The following is a 19,339-nucleotide window of genomic DNA, read 5'->3' as shown; positions in this document are numbered from 1 at the left end:
CTTGGTGGCAGCCGCTTCCGGCCCTAGGTTCGAGGGATGCACCTTTCTCCCCGGGAGCAGGAGAAGCTGCTCGTCCACGTCGCGGCGGACCTCGCCCACCGTCGCAGAGCACGAGGCCTGCGGCTCAACCACCCGGAAGCGGTCGCGGTGATCACCGCGTTCGTGCTGGAGAGCGCGCGCGACGGCCGCACGGTCGCCGAGCTGATGTCGTCGGGCCGCGAAGTGCTCGGTCGCGACGACGTGCAGGAGGGCGTGCCGGAGATGCTGCACTCCGTGCAGGTGGAGGCGACGTTCCCGGACGGGACGAAGCTCGTCACGATCCACGAGCCGATCCCGTGATCCCGGGCGAGGTCTTCCCGGAGGAAGGCGGGATCGAGCTGAACGCCGGGCGCGAGCGCGTCACGCTGCGCGTGGTCAACACCGGCGACCGGCCGGTCCAGGTCGGCTCGCACTACCACTTCCCCGAGGCGAACGCCGCCCTGTCCTTCGATCGTCCCGCCGCGTCCGGCATGCGCCTGGACATCCCGGCGGGCACCTCCGTGCGGTTCGAGCCGGGAGTGGCGCGCGAGGTCACGCTCGTCGCACTGGCCGGGCGCCGCGTCGTGCCGGGACTGAGCTTGGGAAAGGGTGACCAGTGAGCCGGATCAGCCGCGCCGACTACGCCAGGCGCTACGGGCCCACCACCGGTGACCGCGTCCGCCTCGCCGACACGAACCTGCTGATCGAGGTCACCGAGGACCTGTGCGGCGGTCCCGGGCGCGCGGGCGACGAGGCGATCTTCGGCGGCGGCAAGGTGATCCGCGAGTCGATGGGCCAGGCCGCGGTGACCCGCGCCGAGGGCGCGCCCGACCTGGTGATCACCGGGGCGGTGGTGCTGGACCACTGGGGCGTGGTGAAAGCCGACGTCGGCGTGCGGGACGGCCGCATCGTGGCCCTGGGCAAGGCGGGCAACCCCGACACGATGGACGGCGTGCACCCCGAGCTGGTGATCGGCCCGTCCACGGAGATCCTGTCCGGCAACGGGATGATCCTGACGGCGGGCGCGGTGGACGCGCACGTGCACCTGATCTGCCCGCAGCAGATCCCCGAAGCCCTGGCCAGCGGTGTCACCACGATCGTCGGTGGCGGCACGGGACCGGCCGAGGGCACGCGCGCGACGACGGTGACCCCCGGTGCGTGGAACATCGAGCGGATGCTGATCGCGCTCGACGGCTACCCGGTGAACGTCGCCTTGCTGGGCAAGGGCAACACGGTCTCCGAAGAAGCGATGTGGGAGCAGCTGCGCGCCGGGGCGAGCGGGTTCAAGCTGCACGAGGACTGGGGCACCACACCCGCGGCTATCGACGCGTGCCTGCGGGTCTGCGACGCGTCCGGGGTGCAGGTGGCCATCCACACGGACACCTTGAACGAGGCCGGTTTCCTTGAGTCCACTGTGGACGCGATCGCGGGCAGGAGCATCCACGCCTACCACACCGAGGGCGCGGGCGGCGGGCACGCTCCGGACGTCATCCGGATGGCGGGCGAGCCGTACGTGCTGCCGTCCTCGACCAACCCCACGCGTCCGTTCACGGTGAACACCCTGGACGAGCACCTGGACATGCTGATGGTGTGCCACCACCTCGACCCGTCGATCCCCGAGGACCTGGCCTTCGCCGAGTCCCGGATGCGGCCGGGCACGATGGCCGCCGAGGACGTGCTGCACGACCTCGGCGCGATCTCGATCATCAGCTCCGACTCGCAGGCCATGGGCCGGGTCGGCGAGACGATCATCCGCACCTGGCAGACCGCGCACGTGAACAAGGACCGCTTCGGCGCCCTGCCGGGAGACGGGCGGGCGGACAACAACCGCGCGCGGCGCTACGTCGCCAAGTACACGATCTGCCCCGCCGTGGCGCACGGCCTGGACGCCGAGGTGGGTTCGGTCGAGGTCGGCAAGCTCGCCGACCTGGTGCTGTGGGACCCGGCGTTCTTCGCCGTCCGCCCGCACGTCGTGGTGAAGGGCGGCATGATCGCCTGGGCGGCGATGGGCGACCCCGGCGCCTCGATCCCCACTCCGCAACCCGTGCTGTCCCGGCCGATGTGGGGTGCCGAGCCCGCCTCCGCCGCCGACCTCTCGGTCCATTTCGTCGCACCCGCAGCGGTGTCGTCGGGCCTCGACGTGCGTCGCCGTCTCGTTCCGGTGCGCGACACGCGAGGGCTGACCAAGGCCGACCTGCCCAACAACACCGCGCTCCCCCGCATCGACGTCGACCCCGAGACGTTCACCGTGCACATCGACGGATCGCTGGTCACCCCGGCGCCACCTGCTTCTCTCCCGCTCGCACAACGGTATTTCCTGTTCTGATGGTCGGCGCGGGGTTGTTGCTGCTCGGCGATTCGCGGGTGCCCGCGGGCGGGCACGTGCACTCCGGCGGCGTCGAAGCTGCCTGGCGGGCCGGGTTGGTGACGGATGTGGCTTCACTGCGGCATTTCCTGATCGGCAGGCTCTCCACGACTGGTCGCGTGTGCGCCGCCTTCGCGGCTTCTGCGGCACGAATGTCTCCGGACGCCGATTGGGCCTTGCTCGACGAGGAGTTCGACGCGCGCACGCCTTCGGCCGCACAGCGCGCCGCGTCCCGCCAGCAGGGCCGAGGGTTGCTGCGTGCTTACCCAGGCGCCGCACCATGGCTCGGGCCGAAGCCGCACCAGCCCATCGCGTTCGGTGTTCTGGGCGCGCTCGGTGGGGCGTCGCCGGAGGAGGTGGCCTTGTCGACCGCGCTCGCCTCCGTGACCGCTCCGGCTTCGGCGGCGTTGCGGTTGCTCGCCCTCGACCCCTTCGCGGTGCACCGCATGCTCGTCGCCCTTACGTCCACTGTGGACAGCGTTGCGGCGAAGGCGGCGTCGGCCGGGCTGCCCGACGACTGCGCTCCCCTGCTCGAAGTGCTCGCTGAGGCGCACCACCAATCGGAAGGACAGCTCTTTGTCTCGTAACCACGGTGACGGACCGCACGACTTCGGGCACGACCCGCACGCGCACGGCCACGACCACAGGCTGGGCGCCAGCCCGCGCATCGGCATCGGCGGCCCCGTCGGCTCCGGCAAGACCGCGCTCGTCGCCGCGCTCTGCCGGACTCTGCGCGACCGGCTCAGCATCGGTGTGGTCACCAACGACATCTACACCACCGAGGACGCGGAGTTCCTGCGCCGCAACGCCGTCCTCGACGACGACCGGATCAGCGCGGTGAAGACCGGGTGCTGCCCGCACACCGCGATCCGCGACGACATCACCGCCAACCTCGACGCGATCGAGGACCTGGAGGCGCGGCACGGCGCGTTCGACCTGGTGCTCGTGGAGAGCGGCGGCGACAACCTCACCGCCACGTTCAGCAAGGGCCTGGTGGACCGGCAGATCTTCGTGGTCGACGTGGCCGGTGGCGACAAGGTGCCCCGCAAGGGCGGCCCCGGCGTCACCCTCGCCGACCTCCTCGTGATCAACAAGACCGACCTCGCGAGCCTCGTCGGCGCCGACCTCTCCGTGATGGCCCGCGACGCCGAGGCCGTGCGGCGCGGACTGCCCGTCCTGTTCACCTCGCTCCCCGAGGACCCCGCAGCGTCGAAGGTCGCCGACTGGGTGCTCCAGCAGCTCGCCGAGCTGGCGTGAAGGCACACGCCACCCTCACCGTGGCCCGGCGTGGTTCGCGCAGCGTCATCAGCGAGCTGCGCTCCGATCCCCCGTTGACCTTGCGCCGCACAGGCTCTCCCGGGGCGACCGCACAGGTGCACGTCGTCGGCACGGCAGCGGGCCCGCTCGGCGGCGACTCCCTGCGCTTGGACGTGTCGGTTCTCTCCGGTGCTTCCCTGGAGCTTCGTTCGACCGGAGCCCAGATCGCGCTGCGCGGCACTTCTTCCGTCCATTTTGGACTACGGGTGGACGGGGAGGCGGTCATTCGCCAGGAACCGACTGTGCTCGCTCGGGGCTGCCTGGTGCACAACCACTCGGTCGCTGAGTTGGGATCCGATGCGCGGTTGTTGTGGCAGGACCTCGTTGTGCTCGGCCGGCATGGCGAGGAGCCGGGGAAGCTCGTGCAGCGTTGGGACGTGACCCGGGGCGGGCGGCCTGTGTTGCGCACGACTACGACGTTGGTTGATCCGGCGATGTATCGGTCTCCGGCGGTCATCGGTTCTGCTTCTGTGTTGGGGACTGCGTTGGTGTCCGCTCCTGGGTTGGCGGTGCGGCCTTCTGCTCGCCCTGGGGCTGCGGTTCATGCGTTGCGAGAAGCGGCGTTGGTTACTGTGCTTGGGGTGGATGCTGTTGAGGTGTCTACTGTGTTGGATGAGTTGACCGGTTCCTGCGTGGGGTCGGCTTGACCTGGGCCCCTTGCGCGTGCCCTTGGGCCTCTCGGGGCACGGGATGAAACTCCGGCCCTAGCGGGAAGCGTATGGCACGCGCACCCCAGGTAAAGCCGACCTTTCCAGCCGTGGCCTACTTTTCCCTGCGTGGCAACGGATTAGACACTGTCAGACCCGCCGCTATAATCGAGGTATCCAACAAGATGGGGTGAATCATGTTGGATACCAAGGCAATCCGATCCATGCTGACGGACCAGCTGTCGGCGGATGACAGTTATCGGTTGTCCGAGGCCGATCATGTGGAGTTCCTGAAAGAGCTGGAGCGGATCGGCAACTTGGTGACTGCGGTGAAGGTTGATGCCGCTCGACAGGCCGAGGAACGAGGGCTGCACACCCGCCACGGACGCAAGGACTTGTCGGTTCTGTTGCGGTCCACGCTGAACCTCAACCAGGCCGAAGCGAAGAGGCTGTCTCATTTGGGGAGTTTCTTGTAGCAGGTCAGGGCTGCTGCGAGTGTGAGGAATCAGAGGTAGTGGAACGCGGTGCGTTCGTAGCGGTGGGTGAGTCGGCGGGATCCGGTGAGCCAGGCGAGGGTGCGTTCGACGACCCAGCGGTGCCGGTCCAGTTTCTCGGAGGATTCGATGCCTTTGCGGGCGATGCGCACGGCGATGCCGCGGTCGCGGAGCCAGGCGCGGAGGTTGTGGACGTCGTAAGCCTTGTCCGCGTGGAGTTTCGCGGGTCTACGGCGGCGGGGTCCGCGACAGGAGCGGATGCGCGGGATGGCGGTGACCATGGTGGTGAGGGCGAGGTGGTCGTTGAGGTTGGCCGCGGAGACCCCGACCACCAGCGCAGCCCGTTTCTGTCGGTCAAGGCGTGGATCTTGGAGCCGTTCTTGCCGCGGTCGACCGGGTTCGGGCCGGTCCGCGATCCCCTTTTTTCGCCCGCACCGCCGCGGCGTCCAGCACAGCGCGAGACCAGTCGATCAACCCTGGGAGCCGAGCTCGTCCAGCACAGCCCGGTGCGGCCTCGTCCACAACCCGGCCCGGCTCCAGGTGGTGAACCACCGATGCGCGGTGGGCACCGCCACCCTCAACGAGGGCGGCAAATACCGCCACGCACACCCGCTGGTCAGCACGGACACGATCGCGGTGAACACCGCACGAGGCCCGCTCACCGACCGCCCACCCCCTGAGGGCGTTGCCCCGCAGGAGGAATCAACGGCTCGACCAGCGCCCACAACTCATCGGGCACCAACCGCCGCGACAACTCATCCACACCCGAGAATCACGCTCGACACCCCGCCAAGATCCACACGAGACACGCTCTCAGGTGACGACCGGCAAAGTGGCGAGATCCTCCCGACCTCCCCGACGCCACTGCGCGAAGAACGAGCCGGAGCTGTTGGCCCGCGCGAGGGGGTCAGCCGCTCCCGAAACCGCGCATCCTCCTCGGTACCACCGAGATGGGCGGCGTCTCCGCACGTGTCGTGCAGCCAGAACTCTCCTGCGCAGTCGTCTCCGAGCCGGTCATGGAACTCCTTGAGCAAGTTCAGCTGAGGAACAGACGAATACGGATCGTTCACGAGAACCCCACTGGTCGCGGAACGGACGCCGAACCATCAAGATCAAGTTTCAGGAAAGGTCCGACCGTGACCGCCATCGCGATCCGCGTGCCCCTCGGCCAGAACTCCACTACGCCCACACGGCCGAGGAGATCTCCGAGCTGATCGGCAAGACGTCCAGCGACCGGTTTTCCCGTGCCATCAGCATGTCCCGAGAGCTGTACGGCTGACGCCGGCCGTACAGCTCTCGCACTCGTGCGCGCTTGTCGGGCGCCGGACTCGCGCTGGGGCGAGTACGGGTCGGGAAGAACATCGAGGCTCAGAGCGAGCCGTGCGCCTGCACCGAGAGGTCCTGCCAGTCGGCCCAGGTCTGGAGCCGGGCGGCATAGGCTTGCTGGATCAACGGGTAGAAGCCCTGGCCGAAGAGGATCCGCAGGGGCGGGTTGTCGGCGTCGACGATCTTGAGGAGTGCCTGGGCCGCGGCGCTGGGGTCGCCCGCGGGCTGCTTTCCGGTGAGGTCGGCGAGGCGCCTGCGGAGACCGTCGTAGGCCGGGTTGTTCTCGGCCATGTGGCCGTTGGCGAGCGGATCGGGGTTCTTGCCGTCCCTGGTGGCGAAGCCGCCGGGCTCGATCACGGTCACCTTGATGCCGAACTCGGCGACCTCACCGGCGAGCGCCTCGTTCAGGCCCTCGACCGCCCACTTGGAGGCGTGGTACGCACCGCCGAGCGGCATCGCGATGAGCCCTGCCGCCGACGACAGCTGGATGATGTGCCCCGCGCCCTGCTCGCGCAGGTAGGGGAGCGCGGCCTGGATGACCCACACCGCACCGAACACGTTGGTCTCCAGCTGATCGCGCAGTTCCTGCTCGGTGAGCTCCTCCACCGCGCCGACCTGGGCGTAGCCGGCGTTGTTCACGACGACGTCGAGACGGCCGAAGTGCTCCTTGGCCCGTTTCACGCTCTCGAAGACAGCGGCCTTGTCGGTCACGTCCATCTCGAGTGGGAGCACGGCGTCGCCGTGCTTGGCGACCAACTCGTCGAGGCTCGCGGCGTTCCGGGCGGCTGCGGCCACCTGGTCACCGCGGGACAGGGCGGCTTCGACGAAGCGGCGGCCCAGACCACGCGACGAACCGGTGACGAACCAGATCTTGCTCACGATGTTCCTCCGAACTCTCCGCGGTGGCGGTTTCCCTGGCGGACGCGGTGCCGATCGTCCGCGCTGCGTCCTCGACGAACATGAGGCGCCGATGTCCCGCCCCCTGTGACAGCCCGGCAACGTGACGTGCGCCACTGACTGTGGGTGTCACACATCGGTGAGCGCCGGCGCCTCGTGTGGGTAGGGACCGGGGCGAACAGGCAGGAGGCAGTCATGGAAGAGCGCAGCGATCTCACGACGGGCACGGCCGAGCCGCTCGCTGGCGGTGACCGGACGGACCGCGGAATGGACGCGGCCACCGAGGCGTTCACCCGGCGCTTCTCATCCGCGTGAACGGCGAGATCGACGGCGTCATCGCGATCCGTGTCGAGGCCGCCCGCATCACCAGCCTCTACTACGTCCGCAACCCCGACAAGCTGACTCGTATCGAAGCCGAGACCCCGCTCACCCTGCGATGAACACCAGCGACGAGCCAGCCCGTAGGGCAAATGCAGCCAGACCTGTTAGTGGGAGGTTATTCGTGACGAAGAGCATCACCGGCGAACTGTCCGGTCTGGAACTGCCGGTCGAGCGTGGCTGCCCGTTCGCCCCGCCCGGCGCCTACGAGCGACTGCGCGAGCAGGCGCCGATGAGCAAGGTCAACCTGACCGGCGGCGGCGAGGCGTGGTGGGTGTCCGGGCATGAGGAAAGCCGTGCCATCCTCGCCGACCGCCGCTTCTCCTCCGACCGGCGCAAGGACGGCTTCCCGATGGTCAACGTCGACGCGGCGACCTTGCGGCAGCTGCGCGTCCAGCCGCCGTTGATGATCGGCATGGACGGCGCGGAACACTCAGCGGCCCGGCGTGCGGTACTCGGCGAGTTCACCGTGAGGCGGCTGGCCGCGCTGCGCCCGCGGATCCAGGACATGGTCGACCGGTTCATCGACGACATGCTCGCCACCGACCGGCGCCCGCTCGACCTGGTGCAGGCGCTGGCACTGCCGGTGCCGTCTCTGGTGATCTGCGAGATGCTCGGTGTGCCCTACACCGACCACGACTTCTTCCAGAGCCGCACCGCCGTCGCGGTGCGGCGGACCTCGTCGGCGGAGGATCGCCAGCGAGCTTTCGCCGAACTGCGCGCCTACCTCGACGACCTGATCACCCGCAAGGAATCCGAACCCGGCGACGACCTGTTCAGCCGGCAGATCGCCCGGCAGCGCCAGGAGGGCACCCTCGACCACAACGGTCTGGTGAGCCTGGCCTTCCTGCTGCTGACCGCCGGACACGAGACCACGGCGAACATGATCTCGCTCGGCGTGATCGGGTTGCTCACCAACCCGGAGCAACTGGCCCTGATCACGGCTGACCCCGGCAAGACGCCCATGGCCGTGGAGGAACTGCTGCGCTACTTCACCGTCGCCGATACGGTCACCGCCCGGGTGGCCACCGAGGACGTGCTGATCGGCGGGAAGAGCGTCAAGGCGGGCGAAGGCGTCATCGTCTCGAGCCTGTCGGCCAACTGGGACCCGGCGGTGTTCGAGAATCCGGCCGAGCTCGATGTCGAGCGCAGGGTTCGCCACCACCTCGCCTTCGGTTTCGGCCCGCACCAGTGCCTGGGCCAGAACCTGGCCCGGATGGAACTGCAGATCGTCATTGACACGCTGTTCCGCCGCATCCCCACCCTGCGGCTTGCCGCAGCGGTCGAGGACCTGCCGTTCAAAACGGACGCCATCATCTACGGCGTCGACGACCTCCCGGTCACCTGGTGAGCCCCTGCTGTGGATCGGAGCCGACACCAGCCTCTGCGTCGGCTCCGACCAGCGCGTCCTGACCGATCCCGCCGTCCTGGCGACCTCGCCCGCTTTCGCGACACCGTCTCTGTCCGATGTGGACTTCTCGGCTGCGGTTACCGAGACCCGGGGCCGATTCGGCCCGAGGTCACACGTCCAACAGCTTTTCGGCGTTGCGGTGCGCGATCCTGGCACGGTCGGCTGGACCGACCGGGAGCTGGTCCAGGAACGCGCGGGCCTGCGCCATCGAGGCGTACGGGCGGTCGGTGGAGAACAAGATCCGGTCGGTCCCGACCTGTGCGACGAGGTGCTGGAACGCCGACAGCCAGGTGAATCCGCTGAAGGTGTAGCGGAGGTTCCGCCGCAGGTAGTCGGCGACTGAACGGTCGGGTTTGGTCACCTGGGTCGGCAGGGCAACGTCCAGTCTCGGCAGCATGAACGACAAGCCCTCTCCCAGGTGGCCAACGGTGAACTGGAGGCGGGAAAGCGTTCCGGGGTGCCGCTGAGGACCAGACGCAGGACGTGGTCAAGAGACTCCCCAATGAGACAACCTCTAAACGCCGGACCCGCCTTGTGCATGAGCTGCCGTCGTTGCCGCACACCCAGGATGCCGTGTACAGCGGCACGATGAGTGGTGAGCATGCGGTGGTGATCTCGGATGCGGTCAAACGGCTCCCGGACGAATACCGGGCGCGGGCGGATCGGGCGTTGGCGGAGGTCTGCGCGGTTGACCCCGCGGGAGCTGATGCAGGTCGGCAAACGCATCCGGGCTTATGTTGATCCGGATGGTGTGTTCCGGGATGAGCAGGACGGGATCGCGAAGCGGGCGTGGCGGATGGCCAACGACCAGGACGGGTGCCTGCACATCAAGGCGATCATCGACCCGCTCAACGGGGCGAAGATCAAGGCGTTCCTGCTGGCGTTGTCCAAGCCGAAGACGGTGGACGGGGAGAAGGATCCGCGTACGGCGGAGCAGCGGTTGGCGGATGCGTTCATCGACGCCATGACCACCACCATGAGCGTCGAGGATCTCCCGGCGCATGGTGGGTCGAAGGTGCAGCTGATCGTCACCATGTTCCTCAACGACCTCGCCACGACGACCGGTAGTGGTCAGACGCAGGACGGGGACCCGATCAGCGCGGAGCCCTGGCCCTACGCGATAAGGGGTGTGCGTTCCCCGGCTGTGATCGGCCACCGGCCGACCGATCTCACGAACCTGGTGCTGTTGTGCGTGCACCACCATCACGTCGTGCACGAAGGAGACTGGGAGATCAGTTTCGAGCACGGGATACCGAGCTTCATCCCACCACGATGGGTAGACCCGGACCAGAAACCGGTACGGAACATCCGGGTGGATCTTCAACTCAAGCTGTAGCCGGATCGAAGGAGGAACGGCTAGATCTTGGTGAGCAGTTCCTTGAGCTTCGCCACGATCGTCCACGCGCCCCGGTCGCACACGTCCTGGTGTGCGACGTAGTAGCCGTCAATGGTTTTCCGGTCCGCTCCATAGCGTTCCGCGACGAACTTCGACATCGCGGCGCGCGAATCGGCGGCGCACGGGTCGGGGAACTTGTACAGCTCGTGCCACACGGCATTGACGAGCTTCTTCACCGGGTCGGGCATCTTCTTGGTCTGCTTGGCGATGATGTCGGTGCCCGCGAGGACGAACCGCACACCCTTCTTCTGCGCGCAGGCGGCGTCGAAACTCTCCCCGACGGCCTTCACCGCGGCGCTGATGTCGCCCTTGGGCGCAGGTGCGGGAGGAGCCGCGAGAGCGGACGGAGCGGCGAGACACAGTGCGACCGGAACGCAGAACACTGCGGTGAGAGGACGCTTCATGCTGGCGACAGTAGGCAGGCGCGCGGAACCCGGCAGGGCGCGCCCGGGGCTGTTCGATCGAAGGTGTGATCAGCCGAGGGTGTCCAGCGCTTCCCGGACCTCCACCAGGAGCTTGCGGTTGCCCAGCTCCTCGGCGTAGCCCAGGGCCAGCATCAGGTGCTCGCGGGCCCGCTCGCGATCGCCGAGCTGGTGGTGGATCTTGCCGAAGCCGAGGTGGGCCAGGCCCATCGCCCAGCGGTCACCGGTGTGGGTGGCGTTGTCGAGGGCGCGCCGCTGGTAGCGCAACGCCTCCTCGTAGTTGCCGAGCCTGCGGTTCATCGAGCCGAGCGAACTGGCCGCCAAACCCCACGACCAGCGGTCACCGAGCCGTTCGCTCAGTTCCAGTGCCCGTTCGAACCGGGACCGGGCGCGGTCGCTGTTTCCCTCCTCGATCTCGATCAGGCCGAGGTTGGTCAACGCCAGGCTCTGCACCCACAGGTCCCCGATGGACTCGCCCAACGTCAGCGCCCGCTGCAGTGCCTCGCGCGCCGACTCGACCTCGCCGCTCTGCCGGTAGGCGCTGCCCAGGCCCAGTATCGACGGTGCCTGCCCGATGACCAGGCCCAGCTTCTGGTACAGCTCGTCGGCGCGCCGGAAGTTGCGCACCGCCTCGTCGTAGTCGCCCTGCCAGTCGTGGAGCAGCCCGAGCCTGCCCCGCGTCCTGGCCTCATAACGCTCGTTGCCGGTGGCGAGGTCGCGCTCCAGCGCCTCCTTCAGCTGCTCAAGCGCCATGTCGACCCGGCCGATGCGCCAGTTCAGCATGCCGAGGTTCTTCAGGATCTCCGCGCGGGCGTCGAGGTCGCCGAGCCGTTCGGTGGCGGCGAGCGCGGCCTCGTGGGTGCGCAGCCAGTCCTGGCTGTAACCCCGGTTGAGGAAGAACTGCCACAGCACAAGGGAAATCCGCCACGCGTGCTCGTCGGTGCAGTGTTCGACGACCGCGACCAGGTTGGCCCGTTCCGCCTCCAGCCAGCGCGCCGCGTCGGCGTGGCCGGCGAGTTCGGGAAGCCGCTCGTCCGGCTCCTCCGGGGTTTCCTCGCGCTCGTAGGCGCGGGTCGCCAGGCGCGCGGCCGCGGCGTAGTAGTCCCACAGCCGGCCGAGCGCTTCGCTCAGCGCGGCCGGCTCCTCCTCGGCGGACGCGGTGGCGGCGGCGTGCTCGCGGAGCAGGTCGTGCAGCTGGTACCGGCCGGGCTCGCGCTGCTCGACGAGGTGAACGTCCACAAGGGACTCGAGCAGGTCCTCCGCGTCCAGCGGCGCGACCCCGGCGAGCGCGGCCGCGGCGTGCACGTCGACGTCGGCGCCGGGGTGCAGGCCGAGCAGGCGGAACATGCGCCGCTGCGAGTCGTCGAGGTACTGGTGGGACAGGGCGAAGACGGCGTTCAGCTCGGTCAGCCTGCGGGAGTGCCTGCCCAGTCGCCGGTTCAGGTGCTCGACCGTCCACACTGGACGATCACGGAGCCGGGCGGCGGCGATCCTGATGGCCAGCGGCAGGTACCCGCACAGCCGCACGCACTCGCGGACCGCCGCGTCCTCACCGCGTTCGGGCCCGGCGATGCGGAGGAACAGCCCGACCGCCTCGTCCTCGCGGAGCACGTCCAGGGCGAGCGAGCTCGCCCCGTCCAGGTCGGTCAGCCGCCTGCGGCTGGTGACCAGGGTCAGGCAGCCGGGGTGGCCGGGGATCAGCTGGCGCACGTGCGCGGCGTCGGCGGCGTTGTCCAGCACGAGCAGCACGCGGCGCCCCGCCAGCGTGGAGCGCCACAGCGCGGCGCGCTGCTCCACGGTCGGCGGGATGCGCTCGCCCGGCACGTCCACGGCGCGCAGCAGCGCCTCCAGCGCGGCGGCCGGGCTCAGCGGCGGATGCCCGGGGGTGTGCGCGTGCAGGTCGACGAAGAACTGCCCGTCCGGGTAGCGCTGCGCGAGCCGGTGGGCGCAGCGGACGACGAGCGAGGTCTTGCCGACCCCGCCCATGCCGTCGATCGAGAGCACGGACACGCTCTGCCCGTCCGCGGTCGCGACGGCGTCCAGCAGCGTCTCCAGCTCGGTGTCCCGGCCGGTGAAGTCTCCGATGTCCCTCGGCAGCTGGTTGCGCGGCCGCCAGCCGTCACTTCGGGGCTGCTCGGTGACCGCGGCTTCGGCGAACTCCCACAGCCTGCGCAACCTGGCCAGTTCCCGGCGGTTGGCGCCGCACGCCGCGGCGAGCTGGCTCACCAGGCGGTAGTCGGGTGGCAGGACCGATCCGGCGCAGTAGCGGTGCAGCGTCGAGCGGCTCGTCCCGGTGCGGTGGGCGAGTGCGGCGAAGCTGCGTCCCGACCGCTCCTTGAGCCCTCGCAGCACGGCGGCGAACTCGGCAACCGCGTCGGTCCCTCCCACCGCCCCATCATCGCGTACCCGTCCCCACTACCCGAAAAAGGCGTTCGATGTTTATCCTCCGAATGTGATCAGAACAATCGCGGCGGCGATGTCGCTTTTATCCGTTTACGTGTTCTCGCCCGTTCCCTCGGACTGGCAGCCGGTGGGCACCGGAATCACCTCCGGGGTCAGCGGATCGGCACTCACCGCGAGCGGTGGGCTACTGATCGTGCGGGACAGCAAGAAATCGGGAGAAAATCGCGCCGCCCTCGTCTCATTCCCCGGCGCGCGGGTCACGCCGCTGACGTGGGTGGGCCCGGTGCCCGTCGACCTGGAGGCACTGGCCGCGGTCCCCGGGCGGCCGGACGAGTTCGTCGCGCTGGCCAGCTCCGGCAAGGGAGCGCGCATCTCCCTGCGCGGCAACGAGGTTCACGTGCTCCGCGAGTTCGCCGTTCCGGAGGTCGACGATGACGACAACTACGAGGGCTTCGCACTGACGGTGCTCGGCGGGCGCACCGTCGCGGCGTGGGCCGATCGCGGCCAGGACGAGCGCAGTGGCAGGCTGATCGCAGCCGAGGTGGACATCGACCGGATGACATTCGGCCCGGTAACGTCGCTCACAATTCGGGCAAGCTATCCGCAAAGGGACGTCCGCCACATCTCCGATATCGCGATCACCGATTCCGGAGAAGTCCTCGCGTCCTCGGCTTCGGACCCGGGCGACGAAGGCCCGTTCGACTCCTCCCTTTATCGCTCCGCGCGCATTTCCGCCGAGGACGGCGCGGTGGCGCTGCGGCCGATCGGCGAACACCAGGAGATCGCCCGCTACGGCGGGCACAAGATCGAGGCGGTCACCTGCACGACGGCCCACTGCGACCACCGGGTGCTGGGCACCGACGACGAGGCGGCGGGCGGCGCGATCCGCTTCGACTGACCCGTCCCGCCGCGACGCCGCTTCGCGCGCTGTCCGCCCAGATCAGAGCGCAGATCCGTCCCACAGCGTCCCAGCGCTCTGGCCGAGCCGCGCCCGCGCCGGGCAGGCTCTCGGTCATCGGAAGCCCGCGAGGGCCGACGCGGTGACCGGGGGAAGGTCACTCTGGGGGCAGTGCGGTGGGGCCTCTACCCGAAGAGGTCCCACCGTTGCACTGGCCGGACGTTTCGGACGCGGCCGAACAGCCGCACTTCGTAAGAATCTTTTACGAACTACCGCGCCACCCGGTGGGACCTTGTTAGACATCGGCCTCCTGCACCTGGAGGTTCCGATGCGCCGCATGGCATCCCTGACCGTCGCAGTGCTGCTGACCGCGGGGGCGGTCGTCCCGGCAGCCGCCGCCGCGGCCGACCTGACCCAGATCTCGCACACCCGGTACAAGCTCACCGAGGGCGGCAGCTTCGCGCGCTACGCGCCGCGGGTGAGCGCGCTCGACGGCAAGCTGCGCCGGGCGTCGTTCGCGAGCGTGCTCGCGGACGGCAACCGCGCGGGACGGCCGCTGTGCCGGCCGACCGGGATCAGCGGCGCGATCGGCTTCTGCTGGCAGGCGGGCGGTGACACCGACGACAAGCAGTGGTATCCGCAGGGGATCACCGGCAGCTGGGACGCGTCGGCCTCCGGCAGCTACGGCGGGCACAAGGCGATGCTGGTGAGCTGGCACAGCGACAACGCGCCGACCCCCAAGGGCGCCAGGATCTCCTTCGTCGACTACGACGACCCCGCCAAGGTGACCTACCGGCACGTGCTGCTCGTCGAGCCGACCAGCACCGACACCTTCGGCCCGGTGAAGATCCACGCGGGCGGCATCGCCTGGGTCGGTGACCACCTCTACGTCGCCGACACCAAGCGCGGGTTCCGCGTCTTCGACCTCCGCCACCTCTGGCGCACCGAGGCCGACCCGAGCAAGTCCAAGATCGGCAAGGGGTCGGACGGCAAGTACTACGCCTACGACTACCGCTACGTCCTGCCGCAGGTCGGCAGCTACGGCCAGAGCGGCAACGGCAGCTGCTCCGTCAGCCCGCCGGTCACCGCGCCGCTGTGCTTCTCCTTCGTCGGCCTCGACCGCAGCACCCCCACGCCGTCGCTGATCGCGGGCGAGTACTACTTCGACGGCAAGGGCGGCTCGCGGCTGACCCGGTGGGCCCTCAACGCCGAGAACAAGCTCGCCGACGAGACCGCCGCCGCCGCGTACCGCAGCGCGCACCCCAAGGTCCAGGGCGCGTTGGCGTACAAGGACACCTACCTGCTCAGCACCAGCAGCAACTCCACCACCGCCGGAGTGCTCTACCGCTCCAGGGTCGGCGCGGCGAGCAGCACCTCGCACCTGCCCCCGGGCCCGGAGGACCTCTCCTACCAGGCGTCCGCGAAGCGACTGTGGGCGCTGACCGAGCACCCCGGCAACCGCCAGGTCATCGGCATCCCGCTCAACCTCGGCTGAGCGCGGGTCAGCAGATCCGGGGCTCGGGGGTTCCGTACTCGCGGAGCACCTGGCCCGGCTGCCACACCCAACCGGCGGCTTCGGGGGCGTTGAGGTGCCACCAGTTGCGATCAGCTGCTTGGCAGTTGATGGTCACGCGCTGACCGTTCCTGCCCATGCCCACGACCGCTCCGCCGGGGGCCGCCACGATCTCGGTGTCAGCGACGAAGCGCCCGGGGACACCCGCCGCGTCTCGGCCCACCTGTGCGTGCGCGGGTCCTCCGAGGAGGGCGACCGACACAGTGGCCAGTGTCAGTTTCGCGGCGAGTGCGCGCACCCAGTTCTCCTTGGTGTGCAAGGCGATGCTCGCAACCTGAGCACCGCATGATCAATTCCGGGAGAACGCTACCGGCCGCGGGTGAAATCCCTCTGAAACGACCCGGGCGCCCGCGCTGACCGCGGTAGGACTCGTCCGGCACGAACGCTCACGTACCTGTGCGGTACGGCCGTGGGGACGGGGTGCCGGTACGGTTCGGCGGCATGTCGTCGAACGCGCCCGTCCGGGCTGGTCGTCCGGGCAGGTCGAGCCTGTTCGCCCCGAGCACCCTGCTGCTGGTCCTGGCCGCGGTCCCGGTCGCGGCGATGCTGTTCGAGGTGCTGCGTTCGCCGCGGCTGCACTTCCTGGACTACTGGTCGATCTTGACGCGCGTCACCGAGGACGACGGCAGCCTCAACCCGCGTGGCGTGCTGACGTACCAGAACGAACACCCGATGTTCCTGCCCGGCTTGCTGTTCTGGGTGGAGGCGAAGCTGCTTGGCGGCTACAACCAGGTGCTCGGGCTCCTCGACGTGGTGATGGTCGGCTCGACCCTGGTCCTGCTCCGCAGGCTGCTGCCCCGCGAACTGGGCGACACCAAGCGTGCCGCGCTGACGGCCGGGTTCTCGTTGCTGTTGTTCACCACGAGCGGGCTGCACAACTTCGCCTTCGGGTTCAGCGGGGCCGGGTGGTTGTCGGCGAACCTGGCGGCGGTGGGCTCGCTCGTCCTCGCCTGGAAGGGCAGGCAGGTCGGCGCGATCGCCACCGGTCTCGTGGGATGTGCTTGCTACGGAACGGCTTTCGCGGTGTGGCCGGCGCTCGCGTTGGTGAACTGGCTGCGGCGGGAGCGCGCGCGGTGGGTGGTCGGCCCGCTCGTGATCGGTGTCGTGGTCGTGCTCGGGTGGGCGCTGACCTACGGGCCGCGGCCGAGCCTGGACAAGGGGGACCTGCTCGGGCTGGACAGCTACCTAGCGGCGGTGGCGGCGGCACTGGGGCAGCTCTGGTCGACCCATCAGGACGTGGCGACCGGCGCGGGGGTGCTCGCGGGGCTGCTGCTGGCGGGCTTCGCCGGGCTCGCGGTGCGCAGGCGCCTCGGGGACGAGCTGCAGCATCCGCAGACGCCGTGGGTCGGCGTTGCGGTGTACGCGGCGGGCGCGGCGGTGATGATCAGCGCGGCGCGAGCGGGAGCCGGTTTGGACATCGCTTCGACGAGCCGTTACGCGTCGATTCCGGCGTTGGCGGCGTGCGCGGCGCTCGCGCTCGTGGTGATCAGCTGGCCGGGGTTCAGCGCGGTCCGGGTGGCCGGGGCGGTGGTCGCGGTCGGCCTGGCGACCTACGCGATCGGCAGCGTGCAGGCGGGGCACGTGCGCGCGCAGTACGCGAAGCAGGACCTGCTCGCGATCGCCATGCGCACCGGGGCCACGACGGTGGTCACCCAGCTGCGGTCGAAGGTCGCCGCACTGCCCGCGGCCCGTGCGCTGGGGCTGTACCCCTTCAACGAGGACTTCAGCCTGGGCTGCGGAACGCACGAGCTGGGGGACGTGATCGGCGCGGACGCGCTCACCCCGCTGCGAGGTGTGTCGGCGACCGAGCGCACCGGCGGCAACCTGGACACCCCGGCGGTCGGCGACACCTTGATCAACGGGTGGGCGATGGTCGCCGACAAGCGAGTCGACTGCGTCCTGGTGCTGGATCGGGCGGGCACGGTCGTCGGCGGTGGGATCACGGCTGTGCCGCGACCCGATGTCGCGCAAGTGCTCGGGGTCGCCGACCCGCGGCTGGGGTTCACCGCCGTCGCCGGTCCCTCGACGGCGGGCGGCCACCGCGTCGTCGTCTCGGCCGGTGGGCGGTTCTACCAGCTCGCGTCGGCCGGCGAGCAGTCCCCGGGATAGATTCCGGCGGTGCGCGAGGACCAGGGGGGAATCGGGACCATGACGACGACCGAACGGGTGCCGGACCGGCGGGAACGCTGGCTGGAACTGGGCCTGCTGGCCCTGACCGCGGTTCCCGTGGTGATCATGGTGATCGAGGTGCTGCGGTCCCCGCTGCTGAACTTCCTCGACTTCTGGTCGATGCTGGGCAACGCGACCGACGACGACGGGTCGCTGCACCCGAGCGGCCTGGTGAACCTGCACAACGAGCACCCGTTCGTGTGGCCGGGGTTGTTGTTCTGGATCGACATCCGTTTCCTCGGCGGTTCGAACCAGGCGTTGGGCATGGCCGTGGTGCTCGCGGCCGTGCTGATGGTCTTCGCGCTGAACCGCATGCTGCCCGAGGACCTCGACCGGGCGAAGCGCGCGGCGCTGACGATGGCGTTCGCGTTCCTGCTGCTGTCGCCGAGCGGTCTTGAGCTGTTCGGCATGAGCATGAACGGCGTGCACGGGCTGTCCGGCTACCTGCCGAGCGTGGTGGCGCTGCTGTTCGCGCACCGGGGCAGGACGGTGCTCGCCGTGGTCGCCGGGGCTGTCGGGTGCCTCGGTTACGGCAGCGCGTTCCCCGTGTGGTTCGCGGTGGCGCTGGTGGCGTGGCTGCGACGGGACCGGCTGTGGCAGGTCGTGCTCCCCGCAGGGCTCGGGGTGGGCGTCGGGGTCTCCTGGCTGCTGGTCAAGCGGGCCGAGCACCTGCCGACTCCGGACAAGCCGCTCGGCGCGGAGAGCTACCTGTCGACCTTCGCCGAGACGCTGGGGTCGCTGTGGTCCTCGGTGCGCGACGTCGCGGTCTTCGGCGGTGTGCTGACCGGTCTGGTCGTGGTCGTGCTCGTGGCGGGGGTGCTGCGGGAGCGCGTCGCGGACGGGTCGGCCCGGCGGGCGGCGGGCTGGGCGGGGCTGGGCCTGTACGCGGTGCTCGTCGCGGGAATGGTCAGCCTCTCGCGGATCAACCTCGCCACCCAGCTCGGCTCGACCAGCCGGTACGCGGTGATCCCGGCGCTGGCGATCTCCGCGCTGCTGGTCCTCGCGGTGCTGGCGTGGAAGCCCTCCAGCGGGCAGACGGCGTTCGCGGCCACGGCCGTCGCACTGGTGACCTTCGCGATGGGCACGAAGCAGGCGGACACCGTGCGGGCGAACTACCCGGACCAGAACCTGCTCGCGATCGCTGTGCGGGTCGAGGCGCCCAAGACGATGACCGAGCTGCGCCTGGAGCCGATCAGCGCGCTCAAACCGGTGCGGGCGCTGGGTGCCTATCCCTATTCGGAGTCCTTCACGCTGGGCTGCGGGGCCGGCGGTCCCGAGCTGGGCTCCAAGGTCGACCCGGCGCGCGTGCGGCCGATGCCCGAGCCGGGAGCGGGACGGCCGACCCAGGGGCACCTGGAGACCGGCCCGCTCAAGGGCGACACCGCCATCAGGGGCTGGGCCGTGATCGACCACCGCCGTCCGGCGTGCGTGCTGGTGGTCGACGCGCAGGGCACCGTGGTCGGCGGCGGCATCACCGGGCTGCCCCGGCCGGACGTGGCGAAGACCGTCGGCTCCAGGGAGACCCGCTCCGGCTGGCGGGCGGTCACCGGCGCCGACGTTCCCGGCGGCAGCGTGCTCTTCGGCGCGGGAGGGCAGTTCTACAAGATCACTCCCGCGCCGTGAGG

Annotated in this window: 18 protein-coding genes and 2 pseudogenes; 14 read left to right on the top strand and 6 right to left on the bottom strand. The window is 69.7% G+C overall.

Features of this window, described 5'->3' with window-relative positions; translation table 11 throughout:
• The first annotated feature begins 36 nt into the window (after positions 1-36).
• The 7 genes from BLT28_RS37505 to BLT28_RS37475 all read left to right on the top strand — a co-directional run bounded on the left by BLT28_RS37505 (position 37) and on the right by BLT28_RS37475 (position 4,823).
• Entirely contained in the window at positions 37-339 is a 303-nt protein-coding gene (locus BLT28_RS37505; protein ID WP_030428427.1) for an urease subunit gamma, read from the top strand.
• On the top strand, positions 336-638 hold the full coding sequence (locus BLT28_RS37500; protein WP_030428428.1) for an urease subunit beta: 303 nt from the start codon (positions 336-338) through the stop codon (positions 636-638). The genes BLT28_RS37505 and BLT28_RS37500 overlap by 4 nt, the downstream gene beginning before the upstream one ends.
• Positions 635-2,344, top strand: coding sequence for an urease subunit alpha (locus tag BLT28_RS37495; RefSeq protein WP_030428429.1), 1,710 nt, complete (start codon positions 635-637; stop codon positions 2,342-2,344). The genes BLT28_RS37500 and BLT28_RS37495 overlap by 4 nt, the downstream gene beginning before the upstream one ends.
• Positions 2,344-2,970 (top strand): urease accessory protein UreF, encoded by a 627-nt coding sequence (locus BLT28_RS37490; RefSeq protein ID WP_030428430.1) that lies wholly within the window; start codon positions 2,344-2,346, stop codon positions 2,968-2,970. The genes BLT28_RS37495 and BLT28_RS37490 overlap by 1 nt, the downstream gene beginning before the upstream one ends.
• Entirely contained in the window at positions 2,960-3,640 is a 681-nt protein-coding gene (ureG, locus tag BLT28_RS37485) for an urease accessory protein UreG (protein WP_030428431.1), read from the top strand. Before BLT28_RS37490 ends, ureG begins: the two co-directional genes overlap by 11 nt.
• The gene (locus BLT28_RS42960; protein WP_052407077.1) at positions 3,637-4,347 is read left to right on the top strand and encodes an urease accessory protein UreD; all 711 of its coding nucleotides are present in this window, start codon (positions 3,637-3,639) and stop codon (positions 4,345-4,347) included. Before ureG ends, BLT28_RS42960 begins: the two co-directional genes overlap by 4 nt.
• A 197-nt stretch (positions 4,348-4,544) precedes the next feature.
• The gene (locus BLT28_RS37475) at positions 4,545-4,823 is read left to right on the top strand and encodes a hypothetical protein (protein ID WP_030428432.1); all 279 of its coding nucleotides are present in this window, start codon (positions 4,545-4,547) and stop codon (positions 4,821-4,823) included.
• A gap of 29 nt (positions 4,824-4,852) precedes the next feature.
• On the opposite strand, the pseudogene BLT28_RS37470 reads toward BLT28_RS37475, so the two are convergent.
• A pseudogene (locus tag BLT28_RS37470) lies at positions 4,853-5,604 on the bottom strand (IS5 family transposase).
• A 605-nt stretch (positions 5,605-6,209) separates the two neighbouring features.
• Entirely contained in the window at positions 6,210-7,046 is an 837-nt protein-coding gene (locus BLT28_RS37465) for an SDR family NAD(P)-dependent oxidoreductase (RefSeq protein WP_030428433.1), read from the bottom strand.
• A gap of 329 nt (positions 7,047-7,375) precedes the next feature.
• Here BLT28_RS37465 and BLT28_RS42310 point away from each other — a divergent pair, with 329 nt between their 5' ends.
• Together BLT28_RS42310 and BLT28_RS37460 are read left to right on the top strand one after the other, a co-directional pair.
• The gene (locus tag BLT28_RS42310; protein ID WP_322788469.1) at positions 7,376-7,504 is read left to right on the top strand and encodes a hypothetical protein; all 129 of its coding nucleotides are present in this window, start codon (positions 7,376-7,378) and stop codon (positions 7,502-7,504) included.
• Positions 7,505-7,566: 62 nt separating this feature from the next.
• Entirely contained in the window at positions 7,567-8,793 is a 1,227-nt protein-coding gene (locus tag BLT28_RS37460; protein ID WP_030428434.1) for a cytochrome P450, read from the top strand.
• 169 nt (positions 8,794-8,962) lie between these two features.
• Here the strand turns inward: BLT28_RS37460 and BLT28_RS37455 are convergent.
• Positions 8,963-9,304 (bottom strand): annotated as a pseudogene (locus BLT28_RS37455) (amidohydrolase family protein); the annotation flags it as partial.
• Positions 9,305-9,472: 168 nt separating this feature from the next.
• On the opposite strand from BLT28_RS37455, the gene BLT28_RS37450 reads away from it, so the two are divergent.
• Positions 9,473-10,189 carry a DUF222 domain-containing protein gene (locus BLT28_RS37450; RefSeq protein ID WP_083383823.1) on the top strand — a complete coding sequence of 239 codons (717 nt, stop codon included), beginning with the start codon at positions 9,473-9,475 and terminating at the stop codon, positions 10,187-10,189.
• Positions 10,190-10,209: 20 nt separating this feature from the next.
• On the opposite strand, the gene BLT28_RS37445 is transcribed toward BLT28_RS37450, so the two are convergent.
• Both BLT28_RS37445 and BLT28_RS37440 read right to left on the bottom strand, forming a co-directional pair.
• A complete protein-coding gene (locus tag BLT28_RS37445) occupies positions 10,210-10,653 on the bottom strand; it encodes a hypothetical protein (protein WP_156050696.1) in 444 nt (147 codons plus the stop codon).
• A gap of 69 nt (positions 10,654-10,722) precedes the next feature.
• Entirely contained in the window at positions 10,723-13,059 is a 2,337-nt protein-coding gene (locus BLT28_RS37440) for an ATP-binding protein (protein ID WP_052407080.1), read from the bottom strand.
• 64 nt (positions 13,060-13,123) lie between these two features.
• Here BLT28_RS37440 and BLT28_RS37435 point away from each other — a divergent pair, with 64 nt between their 5' ends.
• Both BLT28_RS37435 and BLT28_RS37430 read left to right on the top strand, forming a co-directional pair.
• On the top strand, positions 13,124-13,972 hold the full coding sequence (locus tag BLT28_RS37435) for a hypothetical protein (protein WP_030428439.1): 849 nt from the start codon (positions 13,124-13,126) through the stop codon (positions 13,970-13,972).
• A gap of 337 nt (positions 13,973-14,309) precedes the next feature.
• Entirely contained in the window at positions 14,310-15,467 is a 1,158-nt protein-coding gene (locus tag BLT28_RS37430) for a hypothetical protein (RefSeq protein ID WP_156050698.1), read from the top strand.
• A gap of 7 nt (positions 15,468-15,474) precedes the next feature.
• Here BLT28_RS37430 and BLT28_RS37425 read toward each other — a convergent pair whose 3' ends face one another.
• Positions 15,475-15,783, bottom strand: coding sequence for an SH3 domain-containing protein (locus tag BLT28_RS37425; RefSeq protein WP_156050700.1), 309 nt, complete (start codon positions 15,781-15,783; stop codon positions 15,475-15,477).
• A gap of 203 nt (positions 15,784-15,986) precedes the next feature.
• On the opposite strand from BLT28_RS37425, the gene BLT28_RS37420 reads away from it, so the two are divergent.
• Positions 15,987-17,654 carry a hypothetical protein gene (locus BLT28_RS37420; RefSeq protein ID WP_030428442.1) on the top strand — a complete coding sequence of 556 codons (1,668 nt, stop codon included), beginning with the start codon at positions 15,987-15,989 and terminating at the stop codon, positions 17,652-17,654.
• Positions 17,655-17,663: 9 nt separating this feature from the next.
• Complete coding sequence (locus BLT28_RS37415) at positions 17,664-19,337, top strand: hypothetical protein (protein WP_083383822.1); 1,674 nt, start codon at positions 17,664-17,666, stop codon at positions 19,335-19,337.
• Positions 19,338-19,339: the final 2 nt, after the last annotated feature.

Source organism: Allokutzneria albata (assembly GCF_900103775.1).
GTDB classification, from domain to species: Bacteria; Actinomycetota; Actinomycetes; order Mycobacteriales; family Pseudonocardiaceae; genus Allokutzneria; species Allokutzneria albata.
This window is presented reverse-complemented; position numbering and strand designations above follow the sequence as displayed.